The organism is Phocaeicola coprocola (genome assembly GCF_041333015.1).
Classification (GTDB): Bacteria; Bacteroidota; Bacteroidia; order Bacteroidales; family Bacteroidaceae; genus Phocaeicola; species Phocaeicola coprocola.
Genome location: NZ_JBGKGM010000001.1, coordinates 70,920 through 92,811, shown reverse-complemented (window position 1 = coordinate 92,811; position 21,892 = coordinate 70,920). Strand labels below are relative to the sequence as shown.

13 protein-coding genes and 2 tRNA genes are annotated in these 21,892 nt (G+C 43.5%); 8 read left to right on the top strand and 7 right to left on the bottom strand.

Translation table 11 applies throughout. From position 1 onward, the window contains the following. Positions 1-5: 5 nt before the first annotated feature. Positions 6-1,550, bottom strand: a complete 1,545-nt coding sequence (locus ACDG22_RS00260) for a glycine--tRNA ligase (RefSeq protein ID WP_007571030.1) — start codon at positions 1,548-1,550, stop codon at positions 6-8. Positions 1,551-1,726: 176 nt separating this feature from the next. Here ACDG22_RS00260 and ACDG22_RS00255 point away from each other — a divergent pair, with 176 nt between their 5' ends. From ACDG22_RS00255 to ACDG22_RS00235, 5 genes are all read left to right on the top strand, one after another. Continuing rightward, positions 1,727-3,061 carry an MATE family efflux transporter gene (locus tag ACDG22_RS00255; RefSeq protein ID WP_270230118.1) on the top strand — a complete coding sequence of 445 codons (1,335 nt, stop codon included), beginning with the start codon at positions 1,727-1,729 and terminating at the stop codon, positions 3,059-3,061. 244 nt (positions 3,062-3,305) lie between these two features. Next, a complete protein-coding gene (locus tag ACDG22_RS00250) occupies positions 3,306-5,945 on the top strand; it encodes a DNA gyrase/topoisomerase IV subunit A (RefSeq protein WP_270230119.1) in 2,640 nt (879 codons plus the stop codon). Between the two features lie 10 nt (positions 5,946-5,955). Then, positions 5,956-6,807 carry a DUF3316 domain-containing protein gene (locus ACDG22_RS00245; RefSeq protein WP_270230120.1) on the top strand — a complete coding sequence of 284 codons (852 nt, stop codon included), beginning with the start codon at positions 5,956-5,958 and terminating at the stop codon, positions 6,805-6,807. A gap of 3 nt (positions 6,808-6,810) precedes the next feature. Then, positions 6,811-7,827 carry a S41 family peptidase gene (locus ACDG22_RS00240; protein ID WP_270230121.1) on the top strand — a complete coding sequence of 339 codons (1,017 nt, stop codon included), beginning with the start codon at positions 6,811-6,813 and terminating at the stop codon, positions 7,825-7,827. A gap of 87 nt (positions 7,828-7,914) precedes the next feature. Then, positions 7,915-7,996: transfer RNA gene (locus tag ACDG22_RS00235), tRNA-Leu, on the top strand. A gap of 239 nt (positions 7,997-8,235) precedes the next feature. On the opposite strand, the gene ACDG22_RS00230 is transcribed toward ACDG22_RS00235, so the two are convergent. The 4 genes from ACDG22_RS00230 to aroB all read right to left on the bottom strand — a co-directional run bounded on the left by ACDG22_RS00230 (position 8,236) and on the right by aroB (position 10,966). Continuing rightward, positions 8,236-9,228, bottom strand: a complete 993-nt coding sequence (locus tag ACDG22_RS00230) for an ISAon1 family transposase (RefSeq protein WP_370858745.1) — start codon at positions 9,226-9,228, stop codon at positions 8,236-8,238. Beyond that, positions 9,194-9,580 (bottom strand): ISAon1 family transposase N-terminal region protein, encoded by a 387-nt coding sequence (locus ACDG22_RS00225; RefSeq protein WP_007565224.1) that lies wholly within the window; start codon positions 9,578-9,580, stop codon positions 9,194-9,196. Before ACDG22_RS00225 ends, ACDG22_RS00230 begins: the two co-directional genes overlap by 35 nt. A 141-nt stretch (positions 9,581-9,721) precedes the next feature. After that, positions 9,722-9,796 (bottom strand) — tRNA-Pro (locus tag ACDG22_RS00220). Positions 9,797-9,904: 108 nt separating this feature from the next. Beyond that, complete coding sequence (aroB, locus tag ACDG22_RS00215) at positions 9,905-10,966, bottom strand: 3-dehydroquinate synthase (protein WP_270231044.1); 1,062 nt, start codon at positions 10,964-10,966, stop codon at positions 9,905-9,907. A 103-nt stretch (positions 10,967-11,069) separates the two neighbouring features. Between aroB and ACDG22_RS00210 the strand changes: the two genes are divergently transcribed. Continuing rightward, entirely contained in the window at positions 11,070-11,477 is a 408-nt protein-coding gene (locus ACDG22_RS00210; RefSeq protein WP_007570969.1) for a hypothetical protein, read from the top strand. Between the two features lie 82 nt (positions 11,478-11,559). After that, the gene (locus ACDG22_RS00205; protein ID WP_270231042.1) at positions 11,560-14,445 is read left to right on the top strand and encodes a TonB-dependent receptor; all 2,886 of its coding nucleotides are present in this window, start codon (positions 11,560-11,562) and stop codon (positions 14,443-14,445) included. Positions 14,446-14,701: 256 nt separating this feature from the next. Here the strand turns inward: ACDG22_RS00205 and ACDG22_RS00200 are convergent, their stop codons facing one another. Then, entirely contained in the window at positions 14,702-15,181 is a 480-nt protein-coding gene (locus tag ACDG22_RS00200; protein ID WP_370858846.1) for a hypothetical protein, read from the bottom strand. A 124-nt stretch (positions 15,182-15,305) separates the two neighbouring features. On the opposite strand from ACDG22_RS00200, the gene ACDG22_RS00195 reads away from it, so the two are divergent. Continuing rightward, positions 15,306-19,766: a hybrid sensor histidine kinase/response regulator transcription factor gene (locus ACDG22_RS00195; protein WP_178269948.1), complete on the top strand. Its 4,461-nt coding sequence runs from the start codon at positions 15,306-15,308 to the stop codon at positions 19,764-19,766. Between the two features lie 283 nt (positions 19,767-20,049). Here ACDG22_RS00195 and ACDG22_RS00190 read toward each other — a convergent pair whose 3' ends face one another. After that, on the bottom strand, positions 20,050-21,180 hold the full coding sequence (locus ACDG22_RS00190; protein ID WP_370858744.1) for an ISAs1 family transposase: 1,131 nt from the start codon (positions 21,178-21,180) through the stop codon (positions 20,050-20,052). Between the last annotated feature and the right edge of the window lie 712 nt (positions 21,181-21,892).

Below are 21,892 nucleotides of genomic sequence, written 5' to 3'. Positions count from 1 at the left end.
AATTTTTATTGCAAAGTCTTCAACAGACTAGTGATACTAACCTTATCGGCAATAATACTATTCAGATCGGCAATAGCCACGCGTTCTTGTTCCATTGTATCACGGTTACGCAGAGTTACGCAGTTGTCTTCCAGTGTCTGGTGGTCGATAGTGATACAATACGGAGTACCGATGGCATCCTGACGGCGGTAACGCTTACCGATACTGTCTTTTTCATCATACTGGCAGTGGAAGTGGAACTTCAGATCGTCCATGATTTCACGAGCCTTTTCAGGCAGACCGTCTTTCTTTACCAGCGGCATGATAGCCAGTTTTACTGGAGCCAGTGCAGCAGGCAATTTCAGTACGACACGAGTCTCTCCGTTTTCCAGCGTTTCTTCGTGGTAAGCAGCGCTCATGATACTCAGGAACATACGGTCTACACCGATAGATGTTTCGATAACGTACGGAGTATATGATTCGTTGATTTCCGGATCGAAGTACTTGATGCTCTTGCCAGAATATTTTTCATGCTGGCTCAAGTCGAAGTTAGTACGGCTGTGAATACCTTCTACTTCCTTGAATCCGAATGGCATCAGGAATTCGATATCGGTAGCGGCATTAGCGTAGTGAGCCAGTTTTTCGTGGTCGTGGTAACGGTAGTGGTCGTCGCCGAATCCCAGTGCCTTGTGCCATTTCAAACGAGTTTCTTTCCATTTCTGGAACCATTCAAGTTCAGTTCCCGGTTTTACAAAGAACTGCATTTCCATCTGTTCGAACTCACGCATACGGAAGATGAACTGACGTGCAACGATTTCGTTACGGAAAGCCTTACCAATCTGAGCGATACCGAAAGGAACTTTCATACGTCCTGTTTTCTGAACATTCAGGTAGTTTACGAAAATACCCTGAGCAGTTTCCGGACGCAGATATACTTTCATAGCACCGTCGGCAGTAGATCCCATTTCGGTAGAGAACATCAGGTTGAACTGACGTACTTCAGTCCAGTTTTTAGTTCCTGAAATCGGGCAAACGATTTCTTCGTCCAGGATGATCTGACGCAATTCGTTCAAGTCTGGTCCTGCATTCATTGCCTTTGAGTAGCGTTCGTGCAAAGCATCACGTTTAGCCTGATGTTCCAGTACACGTGCGTTAGTGCTGCGGAACTGAGCTTCATCGAATGCGTCACCGAATTTCTTTGCAGCTTTTGCAACTTCCTTATTGATCTTTTCGTCGTATTTAGCAATCTGGTCTTCAATCAGCACATCGGCACGATAACGTTTCTTCGAGTCGCGGTTATCGATCAAAGGATCGTTGAACGCATCCACGTGTCCCGAAGCCTTCCAGATAGTAGGATGCATGAAGATAGCCGAATCAATACCTACGATATTTTCATGCAGCAATACCATGCTCTGCCACCAGTACTGTTTGATGTTGTTTTTCAGTTCCACACCCATTTGTCCGTAGTCATATACGGCTCCCAGTCCATCGTAAATTTCACTTGAAGGAAATACGAAACCATATTCTTTACAGTGTGAAACAAGTTTCTTGAAAACGTCTTCTTGTGCCATTTTTCTTTCTTATTTTTTTGATGTATGTTATTTTCATTACATAGTAGACCACAAAGATAGGTATTTATAAGCAAAAAAGAAGAATAGCTGTCTTAATTTATCTTATGAATAGAGGGAATCTGTAAGGAAAGGTGGTTATTTTTTTCTACTTTTGCAGAAACATCCGTGAAAAAACAATGAGTACGAAAGATAAATATACACTTATGACCACAGCTCCGATTCCCCGTCTTATCGGTTCACTGGCTGTGCCTACCGTCATCAGCATGCTGGTTACTTCTTTTTATGTCATGGCTGATACTTATTTTGTGGGGCAGATTAACACACAGTCGACGGCTGCGGTTGGAATTTCGTTCTCTGTTATGGCTATCATTCAGGCTTTTGGATTTTTTTTCGGACATGGATCGGGTAATTATATTTCTCGTAAGTTGGGAGCCAAAGATTACGAAAGTGCAGAAAAAATGGCATCTACAGGCTTTTTCTATGCTTTCATGTCGGGAGCCATCATAGCCTTGTTCGGGCATTTGTATCTTTCTCAAATATGTGTTGCTCTGGGATCTACGCCTACTATCCTCCCTTATGCAGAGGAGTATTTGGGGACTATTTTGCTGGGTGCACCTTTTATGGCTTCTTCGCTGGTGCTGAATAACCAGATGCGTTTTCAGGGGAATGCGGTATACGCCATGGTGGGTATCATTGTAGGAGCGGTTCTGAATATCGGGCTCGATCCGCTGTTGATCTTTGTATTCGATATGGGTATTTCGGGAGCTGCGTGGGCTACCTTGCTGAGCCAGATATGCAGTTTTCTGGTGTTGCTCGTAATGGACAGCCGAGGTACAAATATCCGCATCCGTTTCAAAAATTTTACCTTGAAACCGGCATATTTGAAAGAAATCGTATTCGGTGGAAGCCCTTCGCTTTGTCGTCAGGGACTTGCCAGCCTTTCTACCATTCTGCTGAACGTGGCAGCCGGAGCTTATGGAGATGCAGCCATTGCCGGAATGTCTATCGTTACCCGTATCTGTATGTTTATCAACTCTTTTGTGATTGGTTTCGGACAAGGTTTCCAGCCGGTATGCGGATTCAATTACGGAGCAGGCATTTACCGTCGTGTACGCGAAGGCTTCTGGTTCTGTGTCAAGACAGGAGTTGTGTTTCTGGCTGTCTGTTCGGTTATCGGTTACATTTTCTCTCCCGAGATCGTATCGTGGTTCCGCGATGATCCGCATGTTATCGAAACCGGAACACGTGCCTTACGCTGGCAGCTCATTACTTTACCTTTAGGAGCATGGGTCATTTTGTGTAACATGATGTTGCAGACTATCCGCAAGCCTGTACGTGCCGTCACCTTGTCTTCTGCGCGGCAGGGACTGTTTTTCATCCCTTTCATCCTGATTCTCCCTCATTTCTTCGGTTTGCAGGGGGTGGAAATGTGTCAGGCGGTGTCCGATCTTTGTTCGTTCCTGCTTGCTATTCCGCTTACCATTCCTGTTTTGAATGAGATGAAAAAATAAAATTCTCATTGCCGGATGGTGCAGGGAAGCCTTTGCGGCCCACTGTCCGTACACTGATTTTCTGTACAAATTTTCCTGAAAATATGCTGATGTTTTTAGGAAAAGAAGCTGATATTTTCTTGAAAACAATAGCATCCGTATGAAAGATTCGTTCGACTAAATACAGGTTTATTTTCAGCAATATATATAATAGGAATATTTTTTTTCGTATTTTTGTCTGTTGTTTTTCCACTAAATCACTTATATGAGCGAAGATATTTTCGATAAAAACGATATCCAATCAAGCGATAAAGAAGCACATTCTGACTATAAGCCTGTCGACCAGGGCGACGAAACTGTAAAACACCAATTGAGCGGTATGTACCAGAACTGGTTTCTGGACTATGCTTCGTATGTTATTCTGGAACGTGCGGTTCCTCATATCAACGATGGACTGAAGCCTGTTCAGCGACGTATCCTGCACTCTATGAAGCGCCTGGACGACGGACGCTACAACAAGGTGGCAAATATCGTAGGACATACCATGCAGTTCCATCCTCATGGTGATGCGTCCATCGGCGATGCACTGGTACAGCTGGGACAGAAAGATCTGCTTATCGACTGTCAGGGAAACTGGGGAAATATTCTTACCGGTGATGATGCCGCTGCTCCCCGATACATTGAAGCACGTCTTTCGAAGTTTGCGCTCGATGTGGTGTTCAATCCGAAGACAACCGAATGGCAGGCTTCTTACGACGGACGAAACCGTGAACCGGTGACGCTTCCTGTCAAGTTTCCGCTGCTGCTGGCTCAGGGAGTGGAAGGTATTGCCGTAGGTCTTTCATCGAAAATATTGCCGCACAACTTCAATGAGCTGTGTGATGCGGCCATTGCTTACCTGCACGGAGAGGAGTTTCATCTGTATCCCGATTTCCAGACAGGAGGTTCCATCGATGTGTCGCGCTATAACGACGGTGAGCGTGGGGGAGTAGTGCGTGTACGTGCCAAAATCTCCAAGATAGATAATAAAACTCTTTGCATCAGTGAAATACCGTACGGAAAAACAACTTCTTCACTGATTGATTCTATCCTGAAAGCTATCGAAAAGGGTAAGATCAAGGTACGGAAGGTGGACGACAATACCGCCGACAAGGTGGAGATTCTGGTACATCTGGCTCCGGGCGTTTCGTCGGACAAGACACTCGACGCCCTGTATGCCTTTACCGACTGTGAGGTGAATATTTCGCCCAACTGTTGTGTCATCGACAACAAGAAGCCGCATTTCCTTTCTGCCAGTGCGGTACTCCGTAAGTCGGTAGACAATACACTTTCGCTGCTTCGTCAGGAACTGAACATCCAGCGCAACGAAACGCTGGAAACCTTGCATTTCGCTTCGCTGGAGAAAATCTTCATCGAAGAGCGTATCTACAAGGACAAGCAGTTCGAACAGGCTGAGAATATGGATGCCGCATGCGAACATATCGACGAACGGCTGACACCTTTCTATCCGCAGTTTGTACGCGAAGTGACTAAGGAGGATATCCTCAAGCTTATGGAGATAAAGATGGCGCGTATCCTGAAGTTCAACAAGGATAAGGCGGACGAGTTTATTACCAAGTTGAAAGCGGATATCGAAGAAATAGACAATCATCTGGCTCATATTACTGAATATACCATCGACTGGTATACACGCATCAAGGAGAAATACGGAAAGAATTTCCCGCGGCGTACGGAGATACGAAACTTCGATACGATTGTGGCAACCAAGGTGGCCGAGGCCAACGAGAAACTGTATATCAACCGCGAGGAAGGATTTATCGGTACGGGACTGAAGAAAGACGAGTATATCTGCAACTGTTCCGATATCGACGACGTGATTATCTTCTATAAAGATGGAAAATATAAAATCGTGCGTGTTTCGGACAAGCTGTTCGTGGGTAAGAACATTCTCTACGTGAATATCTTCAAGAAGAACGACAAGCGTACGATCTATAACGTGATTTATCGTGACGGGAAAGAAGGATTCCACTATATCAAGCGTTTCAATGTAACGTCGATGATACGCGACCGTGAATACGATGTGACACAGGGAACTCCCGGATCGAAAATTGTATATTTCACAGCCAATCCGAACGGGGAAGCTGAGGTTATCAAGGTGACACTCCGCCCGAATCCGCGTATCAAGAAGCTGATATTCGAAAAAGACTTCAGTACCATTAACATCAAGGGACGACAGTCGATGGGTAATCTGCTGACCAAATATGAAGTGCATAAAATCAGTCTGAAACAGCGTGGAGGCTCTACACTGGGAGGCAGAAAGGTATGGTTCGACCATGATGTGCTTCGTCTGAATTACGACGGTCGCGGACAGTATCTCGGAGAATTCCAGAGTGGGGAAAGCATTCTGGTTGTGCATAAGAACGGTGAATTCTATACAACCGATTTCGACTTGAATAACCACTACGACGCCGATATACAGTTTATTGAGAAATTTGATGCTGAGAAGGTCTGGACAGCAGTGCTCTATGATGCCGACCAGCAGAATTATCCATATCTGAAACGCTTTACGTTCGAGCAGACAGCCAAACGGTTGAACTATCTGGGTGAAAACAAACACAACCAGTTGATTCTGCTTTCGGGTGAAGTTTATCCCCGTTTGCAGGTTGTATTCGGCGGACACGACAGCTTCAGGGAAGCGTTGATTATAGAGGCAAGCGACTTTGTAGGTGTCAAGAGCTTCAAGGCAAAAGGCAAGCGTCTGACTACATTTACGGTAGACCGCATCGAGGAGCTGGAGCCTACCCGTCGTCCGGAACCACAGGAAGATATGGAAGATGCAGATACACCAGAAACGGAAAATGATAATGTTGCGGAAGAAGACAATGAACAAATGACATTATTTTAAAACCGGAACAATGAAACGAAAGCTTATTACGCTGTTCATCGCACTCGGGGCCGTTTTTTCTTTGTATGCGCAGGAAGACAGCTTGCGGGCCACGCGTTACGTAATGCGCTCTACAATGGCAGGAGTGGGACACAGCAACGTATTCGAAACATATCTTTCTCCGCTGGAATATAGCGGAACGGAAGTCAGGTTTATGCACGAAAGCATGCGTATGACACGTATGCTGGGAGGAAACGTATCCGGGCAAAGTCTGTTTCAGATCAATGCCTCGTATAACAAGAATATTTCTCAGACTGCTGAGATGTATGCCGGACTGGTAAACTGGAGCTATGCCCTGCATTATCAGTTCCGCATGAACGATGATAAGCTGAAGATCCTTGTAGGACCGATGCTCGACCTGAACGGCGGTGTGGTTTATAACCGGCGTAATTCCAACAATCCGGCTCAGGCTAAGGCATACGGAGGGTTGGGAGCATCGGGTATGGTTATCTACAAATTTCACATCGCACGCTATCCGCTGACGGTGCGTTATCAGGCAAATCTTCCGCTGCTGGGCGTTATGTTCTCGCCCGAATACGGTGAGTCGTATTATGAAATCTTTTCGTTAGGCAATGGAGGACGGAATGTGCTGTTTACTTCGCTGCACAATAATCCTTCACTGCGACAGATGGTTACGCTGGACTTTCCGATACGCAATGTCGTGATGCGTGTAGGATATGTGTGCGACATTCAGCAGGCAAAGGTCAACAACCTGAAAAGCCATACCTATTCACACGATTTTATGATAGGCTTCGTGCGCAACCTGTATTTGCTTCGCGGGAAGAAACATATCAGCATGCCACTTAAAGTAACTCCCTTTTAGCTTATGAAACGATTTGCGTGTATTGTATATATTGCTTTGTCCGGACTTCTGATTTTTAATTCCTGTATACGGGAAGATATTTCCGGCAATACGCCTGAAGATAACTTTGAGGCACTGTGGAAGATTATAGATGAACAGTATTGCTTTCTCGGCTATAAGAACCAGGAGTATGGACTCGACTGGAATGAAGTGCACGAACGGTATGCCCGTCGTATCACGTCGGATATGACTTGGGAAAACCTGTTCGAGGTCTTGTCGGATATGGTAAACGAGTTACGCGACGGCCATGTGAATCTTTCCAGTTCACTTGCTACGTCACAATATCGGGAATGGTTCGACAGTTATCCGCGCAATTTCAGCGACAGTATTCAGAGTATTTACCTGGGAAAAGACTATACGAATTCTTCCGGACTGACTTACGGCATTCTGGAGAACAACATCGGGTATATTTATTGCTCCAGTTTCTCCAATGGGATAGGCGATGGTAATCTGGACCAGACTCTGAACAAGCTTGCTATTTGCGACGGGCTGATTATTGATGTGAGGAATAACGGAGGAGGTAACCTGACGACAGCACAGAAGTTGGCTGCACGGTTTACAAACGAGAAAATGCTTGTGGGATACATGTGTCACAAGACAGGTCCCGGACACAGTGACCTTTCCGAACCAAAGCCTGTTTACATAGAACCGTCCGACGGTATACGCTGGCAGAAAAAGGTAGTAGTGCTCACCAACCGGCGCTCTTATAGTGCGACAAACGATTTTGTCAACAGCATGAACCAGTTTCCGAATGTCACAATCGTAGGCGATAAGACCGGAGGAGGCTCAGGGTTGCCGTTCAGTTCTGAAATACCTAACGGCTGGTCTATCCGCTTTTCTGCCAGTCCGATGTTCGATCCGGAAATGAATCAGCTGGAGTTTGGTATCGATCCGGACGTGAAAGTAGACATGACAAGCGAAGATGTGCAGCGAGGAAAAGATACTATTATAGAAACAGCATGTAAAATATTAAAGAATTAGCTCTAATATTTTGCAAATTCAAAAATATAGTCTATCTTTGCAACCGCAAAAAGGAAATATATACTGATTTAAGTTATATTTTACTTCGCGCCTGTGGCGTAATTGGTAGCCGCGCCAGACTTAGGATCTGGTGCCGTGAGGCGTGTAGGTTCGAGTCCTATCAGGCGCACGAAAAATGGATTTAATAGATTTCTCTAAGCAGAATTTATTAAATCCATTTTTTTGTGCATTGGGGAATTGATTCTGCAAGATTGAATTAAATTCTTTCTATTCAGATCAGCAATTTATATTTAGCCAGCGAATTACTCAGGTTTTATGTGGAGTTATCAAATACGGTTGACGTTGTGGTTTACGCGAAGAGTTAATCATAGTGTCAAATAGTTCTAATTTGTTTGGGTCAGTAGAAATTTAGTGGGGATACGCATATAGCTTCGCAATGCGGAATAAAAAGAACTTCTTATCAGCTACTCCTCTTAGATTTGCTCTGAACAGTTTAATTTTTGCATTGAACGATTCTGCCATCGCATTTGAAGAACGATGGTTGTAGAAATTCAGTATTTCATCATAGTGCTCATAGAAAGTAGCAGCAATGACATTAAAAGAATGCATCCCTGCTTCTTCTACTTTATTATACCATCGTGCCATAGCCAGACGTGCAGCGTCCTTTATGGTGTTCTTAGAGAAAATCATCCGCAGGGAATGGCACAAACCGTATGCCTTTTTGATGTCAGGGTATTCCTCAAATAGGATTGCTGCCCTTTGCTTCTGTTTTTCTGTCCATTTATCAGCTGACTTGAAAAGCAGATACCGGGAGCGTATAAGTAATTCCCTACGGGTATCGCCATTGGAATATCGGTATGGGACATAATCTTCGTTCTTCCGCTTAGCTTCTTCCATTTCCTCATTGGCCTGCTGTATGGCATCCCAACGGTGTTTGATGCGTAATTCCTGCACAGCATCACAAGCTAATCTCTGAATGTGAAAACGGTCTATCACACGGCTGGCTTCAGGAAATGCAGTCCGTACAATCTTGCGCATGGAGTCTGAAAGGTCAAGTGTCACTTCTTTAACGGCATAACGGATTTCTTCGTCAATTCGTTGCAGTACAGCTATTACATCCTCTGATTTAGTTCCTGCCACGACAGCTACCAGGGAGCACTCTCTCGTACAGGCATCACGGTTGGTTACAAAGGTGTAAAGTTCACCGTTGGAGAGTGAGGTCTCGTCAATCGCCAGATACGGTCCCATATTTTCCGGAAACAGCATCCATTCACCGGCATGGGATAACTGTTCCCAATTACGATATCCGCTGAGAACCTCCTTGTACTGTTTTTCAAATGTATGACCATCTATATGATAGAATTCCTCAAGCGTACGGCAGGTCACTGGGGATGTCTCCATACGTTTCTTTTAAAAAAGCCCCAAATTCTTTGGAGTATCTGGTTCCCTTGGCTACAACATCGAGGTCGATGGGAATACTGAAACTTTTACCTGTGCGCAAGTCCGTCCAACGACGACGTCTGATCTTGAGGATTACCTTATGGTCCCGTATGGGAAAGTCTGTCACATTAACAGCTTCCATAAAACCTTTGGATTCAAAATGTTCGTCATTGCTTAACTTGGAATTCATCTTTTCATCCAGACTAATATGAATCTCTTGAGAGGTTTGTTCAACTCCAGAGATAAGAAAGTAATCTAATATCTGAGCCGGCAACACGAGGCTGGCTAGCATATTCAAATAATCGTTTTTCATAATGCGAAGTAAGCAATACTTTACGAGTATAAAAAATAATCCCCACGAAATTTCTACTGACCCATTTGTTTTACTAAGCGACACTTTCAAAAAAACAAAAAAAGCATCGACAATCATCAGATTATCAATGCTTTTTCCCAGTCGGGGTGACTGGATTCGAACCAGCGACCACACGCCCCCCAGACGCGTACTCTAACCGGGCTGAGCTACACCCCGAATTGCGGATGCAAAGGTAAGGCTTTATTTTAAATTAGCAAATTATTTCATATGCTTTTTCTGCTTTTTTAGAATAAGCTGTCGCTGTAATATCTTTAATAATGCCTTTTAGCCCATTGTTTCGCAATAGAAGTCGAACATATCATATACCTCATCTTGAGTGGCACTTTGGTTGATATGGATATCACCTATTTCACCGAGTAGGGTGAAGTTGACATTGCCCAGTGAGGAATTTTTCTTATCATGTTTCATAAACTCGTACAGACGGTCATAATCCTTACAGCTGAATGCCAGTTTCCCGTAATGCTCCTTGATGAACTGTATGGTAGGGCGTAACTTGTCTTTTGGGAAACCTACCTTGAGATGTGAATAATATAGTTCGCACACCATTCCCCATGCTACGGCATATCCATGCAATACAGGATGGCCTGTTTCCAGAGCAAAACTTTCGAATGCATGACCTACGGTATGTCCGAAGTTTAAGGCCTTGCGGATATTTTTCTCAAAAGGATCCTGTTCTACCACTTTTTCTTTTACCTCGATGGAAGCTGCTACAAGTTGTTGCAGATGCTTGTAGTCTACATGCTCTATATCGAATTTGATAAGCTCGCTCCAGTGCTCCGTGTTGCTGATAAGTCCGTGCTTCAGCATTTCCGCATATCCCGACAAGATATTGGGATAATCGAGTGATTTAAGAAATTCACAGTCTATCAGAACATAATTGGCTGGTGCGAAGACTCCAATCTCATTTTTCAACCCATTGAAGTTGATGCCTGTCTTTCCTCCTACAGAAGCATCTACCATGGCCAGTAATGTAGTAGGAATGTTAACCATGTCGATACCTCGTTTGAAAGTAGCAGCAGCAAAACCACCCAGGTCGGTTATCATACCTCCGCCCAGATTGATCATCAGTGAGTGGCGTGTACCTCCCTTGTTGCTAAGCTGGCTCCATACGTAGGCAAGAGTTTCCAGATTCTTATGAATATCTTCCACTCCGATGCAAATATGTTCTGCCTGTGCAAGAAACGGATATTTTTCGATAATCGGAAGGCAATACGTGCGCGTATGCTCGTCGGTCAGAATAAATAATTTATCGTATGTTTTGCTGGTGACTGCCTTTTGCAGGTTTTCTTCCAGGTTATGGCAGATTACAACTTCTTGTTTACTCATAAATCTATTGTTTTTCCTGCAAAAATAGAAAAAAAGTAAAAAGTACATGTGTGTACGTTGACAATTAATTATTTTTGTGCTGAATTTACCAATAAATTGATTTATGAAAGGAATATTACCGGTTGCCTGTAGAATAGCAGGATACGCATTACTTATTTTATCTGTTTTTGTGCCTTTGTTGATGTATATGTTTGGTCAGGTACACGACGGGAATCTGATTTATGTAAAATTGGGGATTAAGTTGGTTGTCTGGCTGTCGCTGTTCATGATTTTTCTCTCTAAAGTAAAGGATGAGGCCGAAGAGACGGCATGTCTGCGCAGTAAAGCTATGAAATATGCCTTATATATCTGGGGAGTGTATTACATCGTGATGCTGATAAAGGGAGCAGTAAACCAAGATTTGCAGGTGGCCGACAATTCTGTCGGAATAGTTTATCTGATTATCTGTGTGATTTGTTGGGAGTTTTTGTATCAGAAGCATCGTATAGAAAAAACGTTCAGAAAAAAATAAGTTTTAAAAAAGGTTGCAATATTAAACCTTTAAAATGTTTTGATGTCAAACCAGCGTTAAAACATTTGATTAGATCGGAATAATGAAAAACTGGGTTATGGGGCTGCTACTGTTATCTTGTGGGATATACGCTTTTGGACAAAGCAGAGGTAGCAAAGGTTTAGTTTCGGGTACAGTTGTCGATGGAGATGATAACTCCCCGGTGATGCAGGCTACGGTACAGATTCTTGCGTTGAAAGATAGTTCGATGGTAGCTGGTAATGTGACTGATTTGGACGGACGCTTTTCGTTGTCAGCTCGTCCGGGTAAATACCTGTTGAAGGTTTCCTTTGTCGGATATTCGCCGTCTTTTCAGCCTATTACATTAACGAGTTCTAAACCACGTCTTAATCTGGGAACAATCTCCCTGCACTCGGATGCAGTTATGCTTGAAGGAGCTGTCATTGTAGCTCAGGCACCAGAGGTTACTGCTGCCGAAGATACATTGGTATACAATAGCTCTGCATATCGTGTTCCGGAGGGTTCTGCACTGGAAGAACTGGTTAAGAAATTGCCGGGAGCAGAAATTGACGATGACGGTAAAATTACGATCAACGGAAAGAAAATAAAGAAAATTATGATCGACGGCAAGGAGTTTTTTGCCGATGATCCTAATATCGCCATGAAGAACCTGCCGGTTAATATCATCGATAAGATACGTGCCTATGAAAAACAGTCGGATATGGCACGAATGACTGGTGTGGACGATGGAGAAGAGGAAACCGTGCTCGACCTGAGTGTGAAGCCCGGAATGAATCAGGGATGGATTGGTAATACCGATCTGGCTGCCGGTACGAAAGACCGTTATAGCGGAAAGGTGATGATCAATCATTTCCGCAACAAGAACCAGCTGACTGCCATCGGTTCGGTCAATAACGTAAATGACAATGCTTTTCCCGGTGGAGGTGGAGGATTCCGTAAGGGAGGAAACGGTCTGACTGCTGTGAAAATGGCAGGTGTGAACTTTGCCACTGAAACAGAAAAGTTGAAGACTGAAGGAAGTGTCAACTTTAATTATAAGGATGCTGATATCGTCAGTAAACAGGCATCCGAAACTTTTGTATCATCGGAAAGAAGTTCTTTTAAAAACGCGCTAGACCATTCTCGCAATAAAAATACCAAGCTGGTGGCAGATGCCTTTATCGAGTGGAAACCGGATACCATGACTACTTTTGTATTCCGTCCTCGTTTCAGCTATGGTAAGACCGACAATACCAACGGACAGAACTCTTATACATTCAGTCAGGATCCTGGATATACAACTGATGAACTTTTCGGTACGGACGACTTGACTTCGCTGGTTTCCGAAGAAGATATTATCAATACGGTGCTGAAGAATACACTGAAAAAAGGTGATGACCTGACTGTAGGAGGTTCGGTGCTCGTGAACCGGAGATTAGGCAAGCTTGGCCGGAATATTACATTCCGTGGAAAATATAATTACACCAATAGCAGCAGTGAACAGTTTTCTACATCGGAAACAGAGTATTTCCAGAAAACTCCGGAAGAACGTATGGAAATATTGAACCGCTATATTACAACTCCTACAAAGAGCTACGATTATAGTGCGCGTCTGACGTACAGTGAGCCGATTTTTACCGGGGGATTTTTGCAGTTCAGCTACAATTTCCAGTATAAACACTCTACCACAGATAATTCTACATTCGATATGGGTGACAACTGGACGACTGGTGACGGAGTGAATGAAAGTAATCCGGGAGTGCTCAACAACGACTTGAGCAAGAGTGCAGCCTATAATTATTATAATCACCAGATGGATGTTACTTTCCGCTGGATACGTGAGAAGATGCGCTTGAATGCGGGAGTCAGCTTCCAGCCTCAGAAGTCGGATCTTTCTTATAAGAAAGGTGATCTGGATACAACGACTGTCAGAAATGTATTTAATTTTACTCCGACATTCGATTTCCGCTATAAATTCTCAAAAACCAGTCAGTTGCGCTTGCGTTATCGCGGACAGGCTTCTCAGCCGAACATGGTAGATTTGCTGCCTATCTCCGATAATACAGACCCGCTTAATATTCAGAACGGTAATCCAGGACTGAAGCCGACATTTACAAATGAATTGCGTGCCGAATATAATTTCTTTAATACGGAAAAACAACGGGGAATGTTTTCATTTTTCCGTTACCAGAATATCATGAACAATATAAGCGACCGCAAAGTCTACGATTCGGAAACCGGTGGATATGTTACTACTCCTGAAAATATTAACGGAAACTGGAACCTGATCGGAATGGTGGGAACCAACATTGCCTTGAGAAACAAGAAATATACCATCAATACGTTTACCAGAGCAAATTACCAGAATATGGTGAGCTATATAAGCGAGAAGGATCTTGTTTCTGATACAGACAAGAATATTACCAAACGCTTGTCGCTGGGTGAACGTTTAAGAGGTACGTACCGTAATGACTGGTGGGAGTTCTCTCTGAATGGCTCACTCGATTATACCCATTCGAGAAACAGTTATCAGGAAAGCAACAATCTGGATACTTACCAGTTTGCTTATGGAGCCAGCACCAATGTGCGTTTGCCGTGGAATATGTCCATTTCTACAGATTTGTCGCAGAACTCCCGCAGAGGATATGCCGAGTCGAGTATGAATACCGATGAACTAATTTGGAACGCTCAGATTTCTCAGGACTTTTTGAAGGGAAATGCTGCTACCGTAAGTATTCAGTTCTATGATATATTGAGAAACCAGAGCAATATCAGTCGTGTAATTACGGCTGCTATGCGTCAGGATACTGAGTATAATGCTATTTATAGCTATTGCATGGTACACTTCATCTATCGTCTGAACCTGTTCGGCGGTAAGGGAGCTGGTAAGGGAGGTCCCGGCTTTGCGCCTCCCGGACCTGGCGGACGTCATGGAGGATTTGGTGGTCCTCCCCATCGCCGGTTTTAAATAATATTCGAAAACGGAGATTCGCATAATGGCGGATACTCCGTTTTTTGTTCGTATGCTCGGCATGAGTATTAGCTAACGGGTGCAAGTCCCCAATGAGCCCTAATAGCGGGAATCATACAGCCAAAAGCAAGGGTGTCCATCGCGAGTTGGAATCTGAAAGAAGCTGGCGGCAAACATCTGGTCTGACGAACAGAAACTTCATATAAGGCATATGACCGTGGGTAAGGTTGCGAAACAAACTAAAGCCCTATAGCTATTCGGGACGGTTAGTGTAAATGGAGCAGACATAAGATTGAAAGTTAATACCCTTATCCGAGGAGGTCTCACGGACATATGGTGAGGATGAATGATTCGAAGTACCATGATGGAGTAAAGCTTGCCGTGAGAAGTCAGCAGAGGTCGTAGTACCCAAGGCATGCATGCCTATAGGGAAGGACCAAACTTTATTTAAACGGCATAACTGAAAACTACCGTTTGTTGGAACGAATGCATAAAACCAAAACAGAAGTATTGGGCTACCTTTAAAGAGATAGGACGGAATCCGAAGGGTATAAAGGAGCGCAGACCTACAAATGGATGGTTGAAGAAGATGTCGTGGAAGTGTCTTTCGAAGAATACGAAAGGCATCCATAGTAAAGAACCGCCGTATGCCGAACGGCACGTACGGTGGTGTGAGAGGTCGGAAAACGAAAGTAGGAAGAAAACTACTTCGTTTTCCTCCTACTCGATGTATCGGTTGAGTTGCTAGTGAATCTCTGTAAGGGAAATATTTTAAACAATTTTAGATTCCCTCCGATTTTCATGTTTGCGGAATCATTTAATTTTTCCTATTTTTGTCCGAATAGCAGAAATTTAGTATGAGAAAATTTTTTTATATCCTTTTGCTTTTGTTCGTCAGTGCTTTAGCTCAGGCACAAATGAACTGTACGTTTACTCATTATTCTCAGGAGAATGGTCTGTCCGAGAATTCGGTAATGGATATGGTACAGGATCACGACGGTATGATATGGTTTGCAACGTGGGATGGAATCAATCGCTTCAATGGCTACGACTTTAAGGTTTATAAGGCCCGTAAGGAAAACGATATGCGATGGAGTTCCAATCGTGTAGACCATTTGCAGGTCGACAAGTATGGAGATGTATGGTGCATTACTTACGATGGGAAGGCATTCCGTTTCGATAAGCGGATGGAAGCGTTTACCGAAGTTACGGCAAATGGGGCTGAAAAAGACTTGGTTATAACTTCTATCTTGCCGTTGGATAATGGAACTGTATGGCTGCTTACTGATAAAAACGGAGGTATCAGAGTGGTGCCTGACAGGAAAACCGGAACACTTGCTTCGAAAGTTTATTTGTCTACTGCTTCAAAAGAAAAAGGTACTGCTATCAAGACTGTTTTTTTAGATAAGAAAAACAGAGAGTGGCTGCTTACAAAAGATGGATTGCTTTGCATCGAAGGTAATAATGGAAAGCAGACTCCTTTTTTTGTAAATACGCATCCTGAATCCGGACGGCCTAACCAGTCTTTTTTTTCGGCTGCATTCGTTAACGGACACGTATATTTTACCTCTAATAAAGGACGGGTATGGAAATACTCGCTGAAGGATGAAACATTCGAGTTGAAAGGCTTGGACTTGCAGGACGATGTGATAAGCATACGGGAATTGTCCGGAGGAAAGGTCATTATGGCTACCCGCCGGTCGGGCTTCGTTGTGGGAGATGCAGCGCTCGAATCACTGAAGTATTACGGTCTGAAAAATGAATTTGATTTTTCTCAGCATCCGATACGGTCAATATATGTCGACAGTCATAATGAGGTCTGGTTCGAAGTAAACAAGATTGGTACGGTCTGTCATTTTAATCCGTCGACGGAGGTGTTCAAGGTGGAACAGGTTCCGGTTGAAAAAGAACCGGGTGATGCTCCAAAGTTTGCTGTCTGCGAAGATAAGCAAGGCAATCTGTGGGTACATCCGGTAGGAGGAGGACTGTCTTGGTTCGACAGAGAAAATAATGAGCTGAAGCCTTTCTATAATGAAGTGGGAACAGATGCATGGCGCTTCTCAAACAAACTTCATGCTATGATGCTCGACCATCAGGGCAATTTATGGCTGGGCACTCACTCCAAAGGACTGGATAAGGTTACATTCTTCAAGAACGAATTCCAGTTGATTAAGCCGCAGAACTGTAAGTACGATACCAATGCCAATCAGGTACGTTCGCTTTGTCAGGATTCCCGTAAGCAGTTGTGGATAGGTACACGTAATAGTAAAGTTTCTGTGTATTCTCTTGACTTCCAGTTGCAGGGTTATCTTACAGTCGACGGACGCATATCACTTACTGGTACTCCTTTCAGAGGATCTGCCTATAAGATAATAGAGGATTCGAAAAAAAATATCTGGATTGCTACGAAAGGAAACGGAATCGTTCAGCTGATACCGCAGGGAAGCGGATATAAGATGCTTCATTATACTTACGATGCCAACGATATCTATAGTCTGAGCCATAACAATGTGTACGACTTGTGTGAAGACAGTTACGGTCGTATCTGGGTTGTTACTTTCGGTGGAGGTATCGATTACATCGAAAAGGAGAGTGATGGAAGTGTCCGTTTTATAAACTCGCGCAATAATCTGAAATCGTATCCAATGGAACGTTGCTATAAGGCACGTCGTATGTTGCTCGACAAAAAAGGTATGCTGTGGGTAGCTACTTCCAATGGACTGCTGGCTTTCAGTGAAAAGTTCGAACGTCCCGATACGATTGATTTTCATTTGTTCGTGTGCATGCCTAATAAGCGTGAAGTGTTGAGCTGCAACGATATATACGATATCTTGCTTACACACGACGGACGTCTGTTTTTTGCTACTTTCGGTGGAGGACTGAATGAGCTTAAGAGCCTTGATAAGAATGGTAACGGCCTGTTTACTTCGTATTCGGCAAAAGACGGACTTCCTACCGATGTACTTTCTTCACTTGCCGAAGATACGAAAGGAGATATATGGATTGGTTCGGAAAGCGGTCTGAGCAAGATGGATATTGTCAACCATCATTTCGATAATTATCTGAAGCAGGAGATAGGAGAGGAGCTTTCGTTTGAAGAAAGTACGGCAATACGTGCCGAAGACGGACGCTTGCTGTTCGGAACAAACAGAGGACTTTTGTGCTTTACTCCCGAACTGATACGGAAAAACTCCTATGTGCCTGGCATTGTATTGTCGGGCTTGAAGATAGCCAATAAAGATGTTGTTCCCAGACCGGAATCCGTATTGCCTGAGTCTTTGAACAGTTTGTCGCATTTGTATTTGTCGCATAAGGAAAACACCGTAACGCTTTCTTTTGCTGCTCTGGATATGAGTTTCCCGGAAAATGTAAAGTATGCCTATATGCTCGACGGGTTCGATAAGGAGTGGAATTATGTGGGTAAACAGCGTACGGCTACTTATACAAACCTGCCGAAAGGTAATTATGTCTTTCGTGTGAAGTCGACCAACGGAGCCGGTATCTGGGTGGAGAACGAACGTGCCTTGCGGATAACCGTCAAGCCTTCGTTTTGGGAGACTCCTTATGCCTATGTGATTTACACATTAGGCTTTATGCTGATTCTGCTGGTTGGAGCCTATACACTTTTCGTTATTTACCGGTTGAAACATGAGGTGTCTGTCGAACAGCAGGTAACGGACATGAAGCTCCGCTTCTTTACCAATATCTCTCATGAACTCCGTACACCGCTTACCTTGATAGAGGGGCCGCTGGAATATATCTTGAAACGTTCGGATTTAAGTAAGGACGTACGCGAACAGTTGCAGGTGGTAGAACGTAATACACATCGGATGCTGAGACTTGTCAATCAGATTCTGGATTTCCGTAAGATACAGAATCACAAGATGAAACTATGCATCGAACAGATTGATATCGTCGCGTTTGTACATAAGATTATGGAGAATTTTGAATCCATAGCCGAATCGAACAAGATTGATTTTATTTTCGAAACCGAACAGCCTAAGCTCAAGTTGTGGGTAGACGCTGACAAGGTAGAGAAAATAGTCTTCAATTTGCTGTCGAATGCATTCAAGTATACGCAGCCCGGAAAAAACATTACCGTATTTATCCTTGAAAATGAAGATACGGTTACCGTAGGAGTGCAGGATCAGGGTAGAGGTATTTCTGAAAATAAGAAGGCTTCACTGTTTGTACGTTTTGAAACCCTGCTCGATAAGAACCTGTTCAATCCGAACAGTTCTGGCATCGGACTTTCGCTTGTGAAAGAACTGGTGGAAATGCACCATGCCAGCATACATGTAGACAGTAAGGAAGGAGAAGGCAGTTGCTTTAGCGTAGACTTCCTGAAGGGAAAAGACCATTACGGTGAGAATGCCGAATTTGTCTTGTCGGATAACGTGGAAATAATCGGTGAAGCATCCAAGCATTCCTTGCCTGTGGATGTCGAAACTCCTGCCGTTGCTGTACCGGAGGATAAGCCGGAAGCTGTTCCTGCTGCTGATGAGGCAGACAAGGCATCGGTTTCTGAAACAAAGACAATGCTGCTCATAGAAGACAATCTGGAGTTGCGCTTCTTCTTGCGGAGTATTTTCAGCCAGCGTTTCCGCATTATAGAAGCTGCCAACGGAGTGGAAGGACTGGAGAAAGCCATTAAGTATGTGCCCGATATCATAATCAGTGATATTATGATGCCCGAGAAGGACGGAATAACTCTGGTGAAGGAGCTGAGGGAGGAACTGACTACCAGCCATATTCCAATCGTATTGCTTACTGCAAAGACCGATATGGACACCAAGTTGCAGAGTCTGGAACTGGGGGCCGACAGTTATATCACCAAACCGTTCAGTGCCACTTACCTCGAAGCACGTGTTGATAATTTGCTGGCACGCCGTCAGAAGTTGCGTCAGCTCTATTGCGACCACCTGATGGATATCAATCCTCCGAAAGTGGAAAATGAGGAAGAAGAGGTAGATGTCATGTCGCAGCAGGACCGTCGTTTCCTGGAGCAGCTGACAAACTTTATGGAACGGAATATCGACAATGGAGAACTTGTTGTAGACGATCTGGTGCATGAAATGGCTGTGAGCCGTTCAGTCTTCTTCAAGAAGCTGAAATCATTGACCGGACTTGCTCCGATAGAATTTATCAAGGAAATGCGTGTGAAACGTGCTGCCCAGCTTATCGAGACTGGAGAGTTTAACATGACACAGATTTCGTATATGGTGGGAATCAACGATCCGCGTTACTTCAGCAAGTGCTTCAAGCAACGCTTTGGCATGACTCCTACCGAATACCGTGAAAAGCAGAAAAACAAATAATTGAGATTTTTTTATCGGGGAACCTTTCCGGAAATTTGTACAAAAGCAAAAGGATATTGTACAAATTTCCGGATTTTTTGTTGATAAGTTTTGGCTATTTAGCCTGTTTTTACTTATTGATTTTAGCATATTTTCATTAGAGAAAGATTAGTTTAATTCACGGCTCTTTCATTTAAGCTTAGATAAAGGCACATAATTCCCCCACCCACTTCTTATGGGAAGTAGGGATTTTGTTATGATTGATACCCAAAACGTTACGAATCCTCTGAAATTACAAATTATCTCATTTTTGATCCAGCATATGTATCATTGCGGTAAAGTCCAAAGAAAGTTCTCTAATAAGTTCGGCCGTTCCCTTAGCCTTGTCGGAGAGCTTTTTCCTTTTACCTTTCCATATAGAAAGTATTGCCAGTACTATCCTCTGTATCGTGTCAAGGTTTCTGGCGGACCTTGCACTATTCCGCCTGATGAAGTCCTGCCTCAGGTTGCGGTCAAGGTCCCAGTGCATGCTTTCTATTGCCCAATGCATTCTGGCTATTGTACTCAGCCGCCTGGCACTTCCGTGAAAACTGGAGACATAGAACCTCCTCTCGGAAGATTTCTGACCATCAGATTTTCTCTCCGTTGCAGTCCGTATTTCGACAACCGTCAGATTTCCATTCCACTTTTTCCTGTCCGTAATCAGGTCATTTCCACGAAAGATACGGCATACTCTGGTCTCTATTCTGCCATGTTCAAGAAAAGGGCCTTCCGAATATACATCCACAGGCTCTGCAAGTTCGACATTGTCCTCAACCCCATATCGCAGAGTTCTCTGGTTTGCCTTCAGCTCGATAAGGAAATCACCGCCTTTTTCCCGGATTTTATCTATGATGGCTTTCTGGAAGGACATGGCGTCTGCCGTAACTATGCATCCTGACACATCCACCTTGTCCAACAGTTTGGGTACGGAAGTTATCTCGTTGCTTTTTTCTTCACACATGTCCGTGGCAAGGGTGAAACCTCCTTCAAGGGAATAGGCGGATACGATGTCGGGGGTGCGTCCGTTTTCAAGTACCGTCCCTCTCATTGCCTTGCCGTCAATACAGAGGATGTCTCCGGCACAACCGACAAGCTCATCATGGAAGGTGGAGGTAAATTCAGACATCCGCTCAGACATGGCTTCATCATCAATATGTTTGAATATACGGCAGAGCGTAGGTTCAGAAGGCACACCGTCCAACAAAATTCCTAAAGAGCGGAAGCGTTTCAGATTACGCTCGCCGAATCTGATTATATCCGGTCTTGTCATACACTTGCCCAGCCGTCCGAGTATTACAAGGAGAAGAATATCTTCCAGCTTGTATTTGTAGTTTCCCTTGTCTGTCCTGCGGTCATCCGGCACTGATTTCACAAATTCTTTCAGATGTTTCATTATGCTGCCACGACGGCAGAATGCATGTTTCTTTTTTATATATTAGACATGCAAAATGTTGCATATCAGCAAAATAAATCTTATTTTCGCATAGCGAAAATTAAGGCGGAAATCAAAAAACGACCTCTGTCGCATTTGATTTCCGCCTACAAAAATAATTTTATATGAACGATAAAAAGAAACACCGGAAGCGGTGCTTCCTGCATCGCTGTGCGCAAAAATAATGGTTTTTCGGAGAATAACAAGGATTATAGAGGTTGTTTTAAATGAAAGAGCCGTGAGTTTAATTAGGAAAAAAACTTTTTTTTTGTGTTTTTTATATAGAGAATAATTATATTTGTTGTGCTTTTATAAATGGATATGTAAAGTTCTTAACAAGTCAAAGAAGCTTTTTGAGGAGTAAGTATTAACCTAATTAGTGAAAAGGCATGACACTCTTGTATAAAAATGAACATATTTCGTGTACTAATTATGCGGAAGAATTCAATAAAGTTTTTACGTTGATGGAGATTCCCGAAGGGCATACTGTGGAACGTCGGTTTCTTAATACAACTTTTTTGGTTATTTTGTTACAAGGAGATATTGAGATAAGATATGAAATAGATAAATATTTTACTCCTCAATTGGGGTATATGTTTTTACTTCCAAAAAATAAACAAATAACGACCTTTGCTCGGAAAGCTACGACCTTATTATTATGTTCGTTTACAAA

Coding starts and splice junctions, on each gene's coding strand:
- ACDG22_RS00260 (WP_007571030.1), bottom strand. CDS start 1,550: ATGGCACAAGAAGACGTTTTCAAGAAACTTGTTTCACACTGTAAAGAA.
- ACDG22_RS00255 (WP_270230118.1), top strand. CDS start 1,727: ATGAGTACGAAAGATAAATATACACTTATGACCACAGCTCCGATTCCC.
- ACDG22_RS00250 (WP_270230119.1), top strand. CDS start 3,306: ATGAGCGAAGATATTTTCGATAAAAACGATATCCAATCAAGCGATAAA.
- ACDG22_RS00245 (WP_270230120.1), top strand. CDS start 5,956: ATGAAACGAAAGCTTATTACGCTGTTCATCGCACTCGGGGCCGTTTTT.
- ACDG22_RS00240 (WP_270230121.1), top strand. CDS start 6,811: ATGAAACGATTTGCGTGTATTGTATATATTGCTTTGTCCGGACTTCTG.
- ACDG22_RS00230 (WP_370858745.1), bottom strand. CDS start 9,228: ATGGAGACATCCCCAGTGACCTGCCGTACGCTTGAGGAATTCTATCAT.
- ACDG22_RS00225 (WP_007565224.1), bottom strand. CDS start 9,580: ATGAAAAACGATTATTTGAATATGCTAGCCAGCCTCGTGTTGCCGGCT.
- aroB (WP_270231044.1), bottom strand. CDS start 10,966: ATGAGTAAACAAGAAGTTGTAATCTGCCATAACCTGGAAGAAAACCTG.
- ACDG22_RS00210 (WP_007570969.1), top strand. CDS start 11,070: ATGAAAGGAATATTACCGGTTGCCTGTAGAATAGCAGGATACGCATTA.
- ACDG22_RS00205 (WP_270231042.1), top strand. CDS start 11,560: ATGAAAAACTGGGTTATGGGGCTGCTACTGTTATCTTGTGGGATATAC.
- ACDG22_RS00195 (WP_178269948.1), top strand. CDS start 15,306: ATGAGAAAATTTTTTTATATCCTTTTGCTTTTGTTCGTCAGTGCTTTA.
- ACDG22_RS00190 (WP_370858744.1), bottom strand. CDS start 21,180: ATGAAACATCTGAAAGAATTTGTGAAATCAGTGCCGGATGACCGCAGG.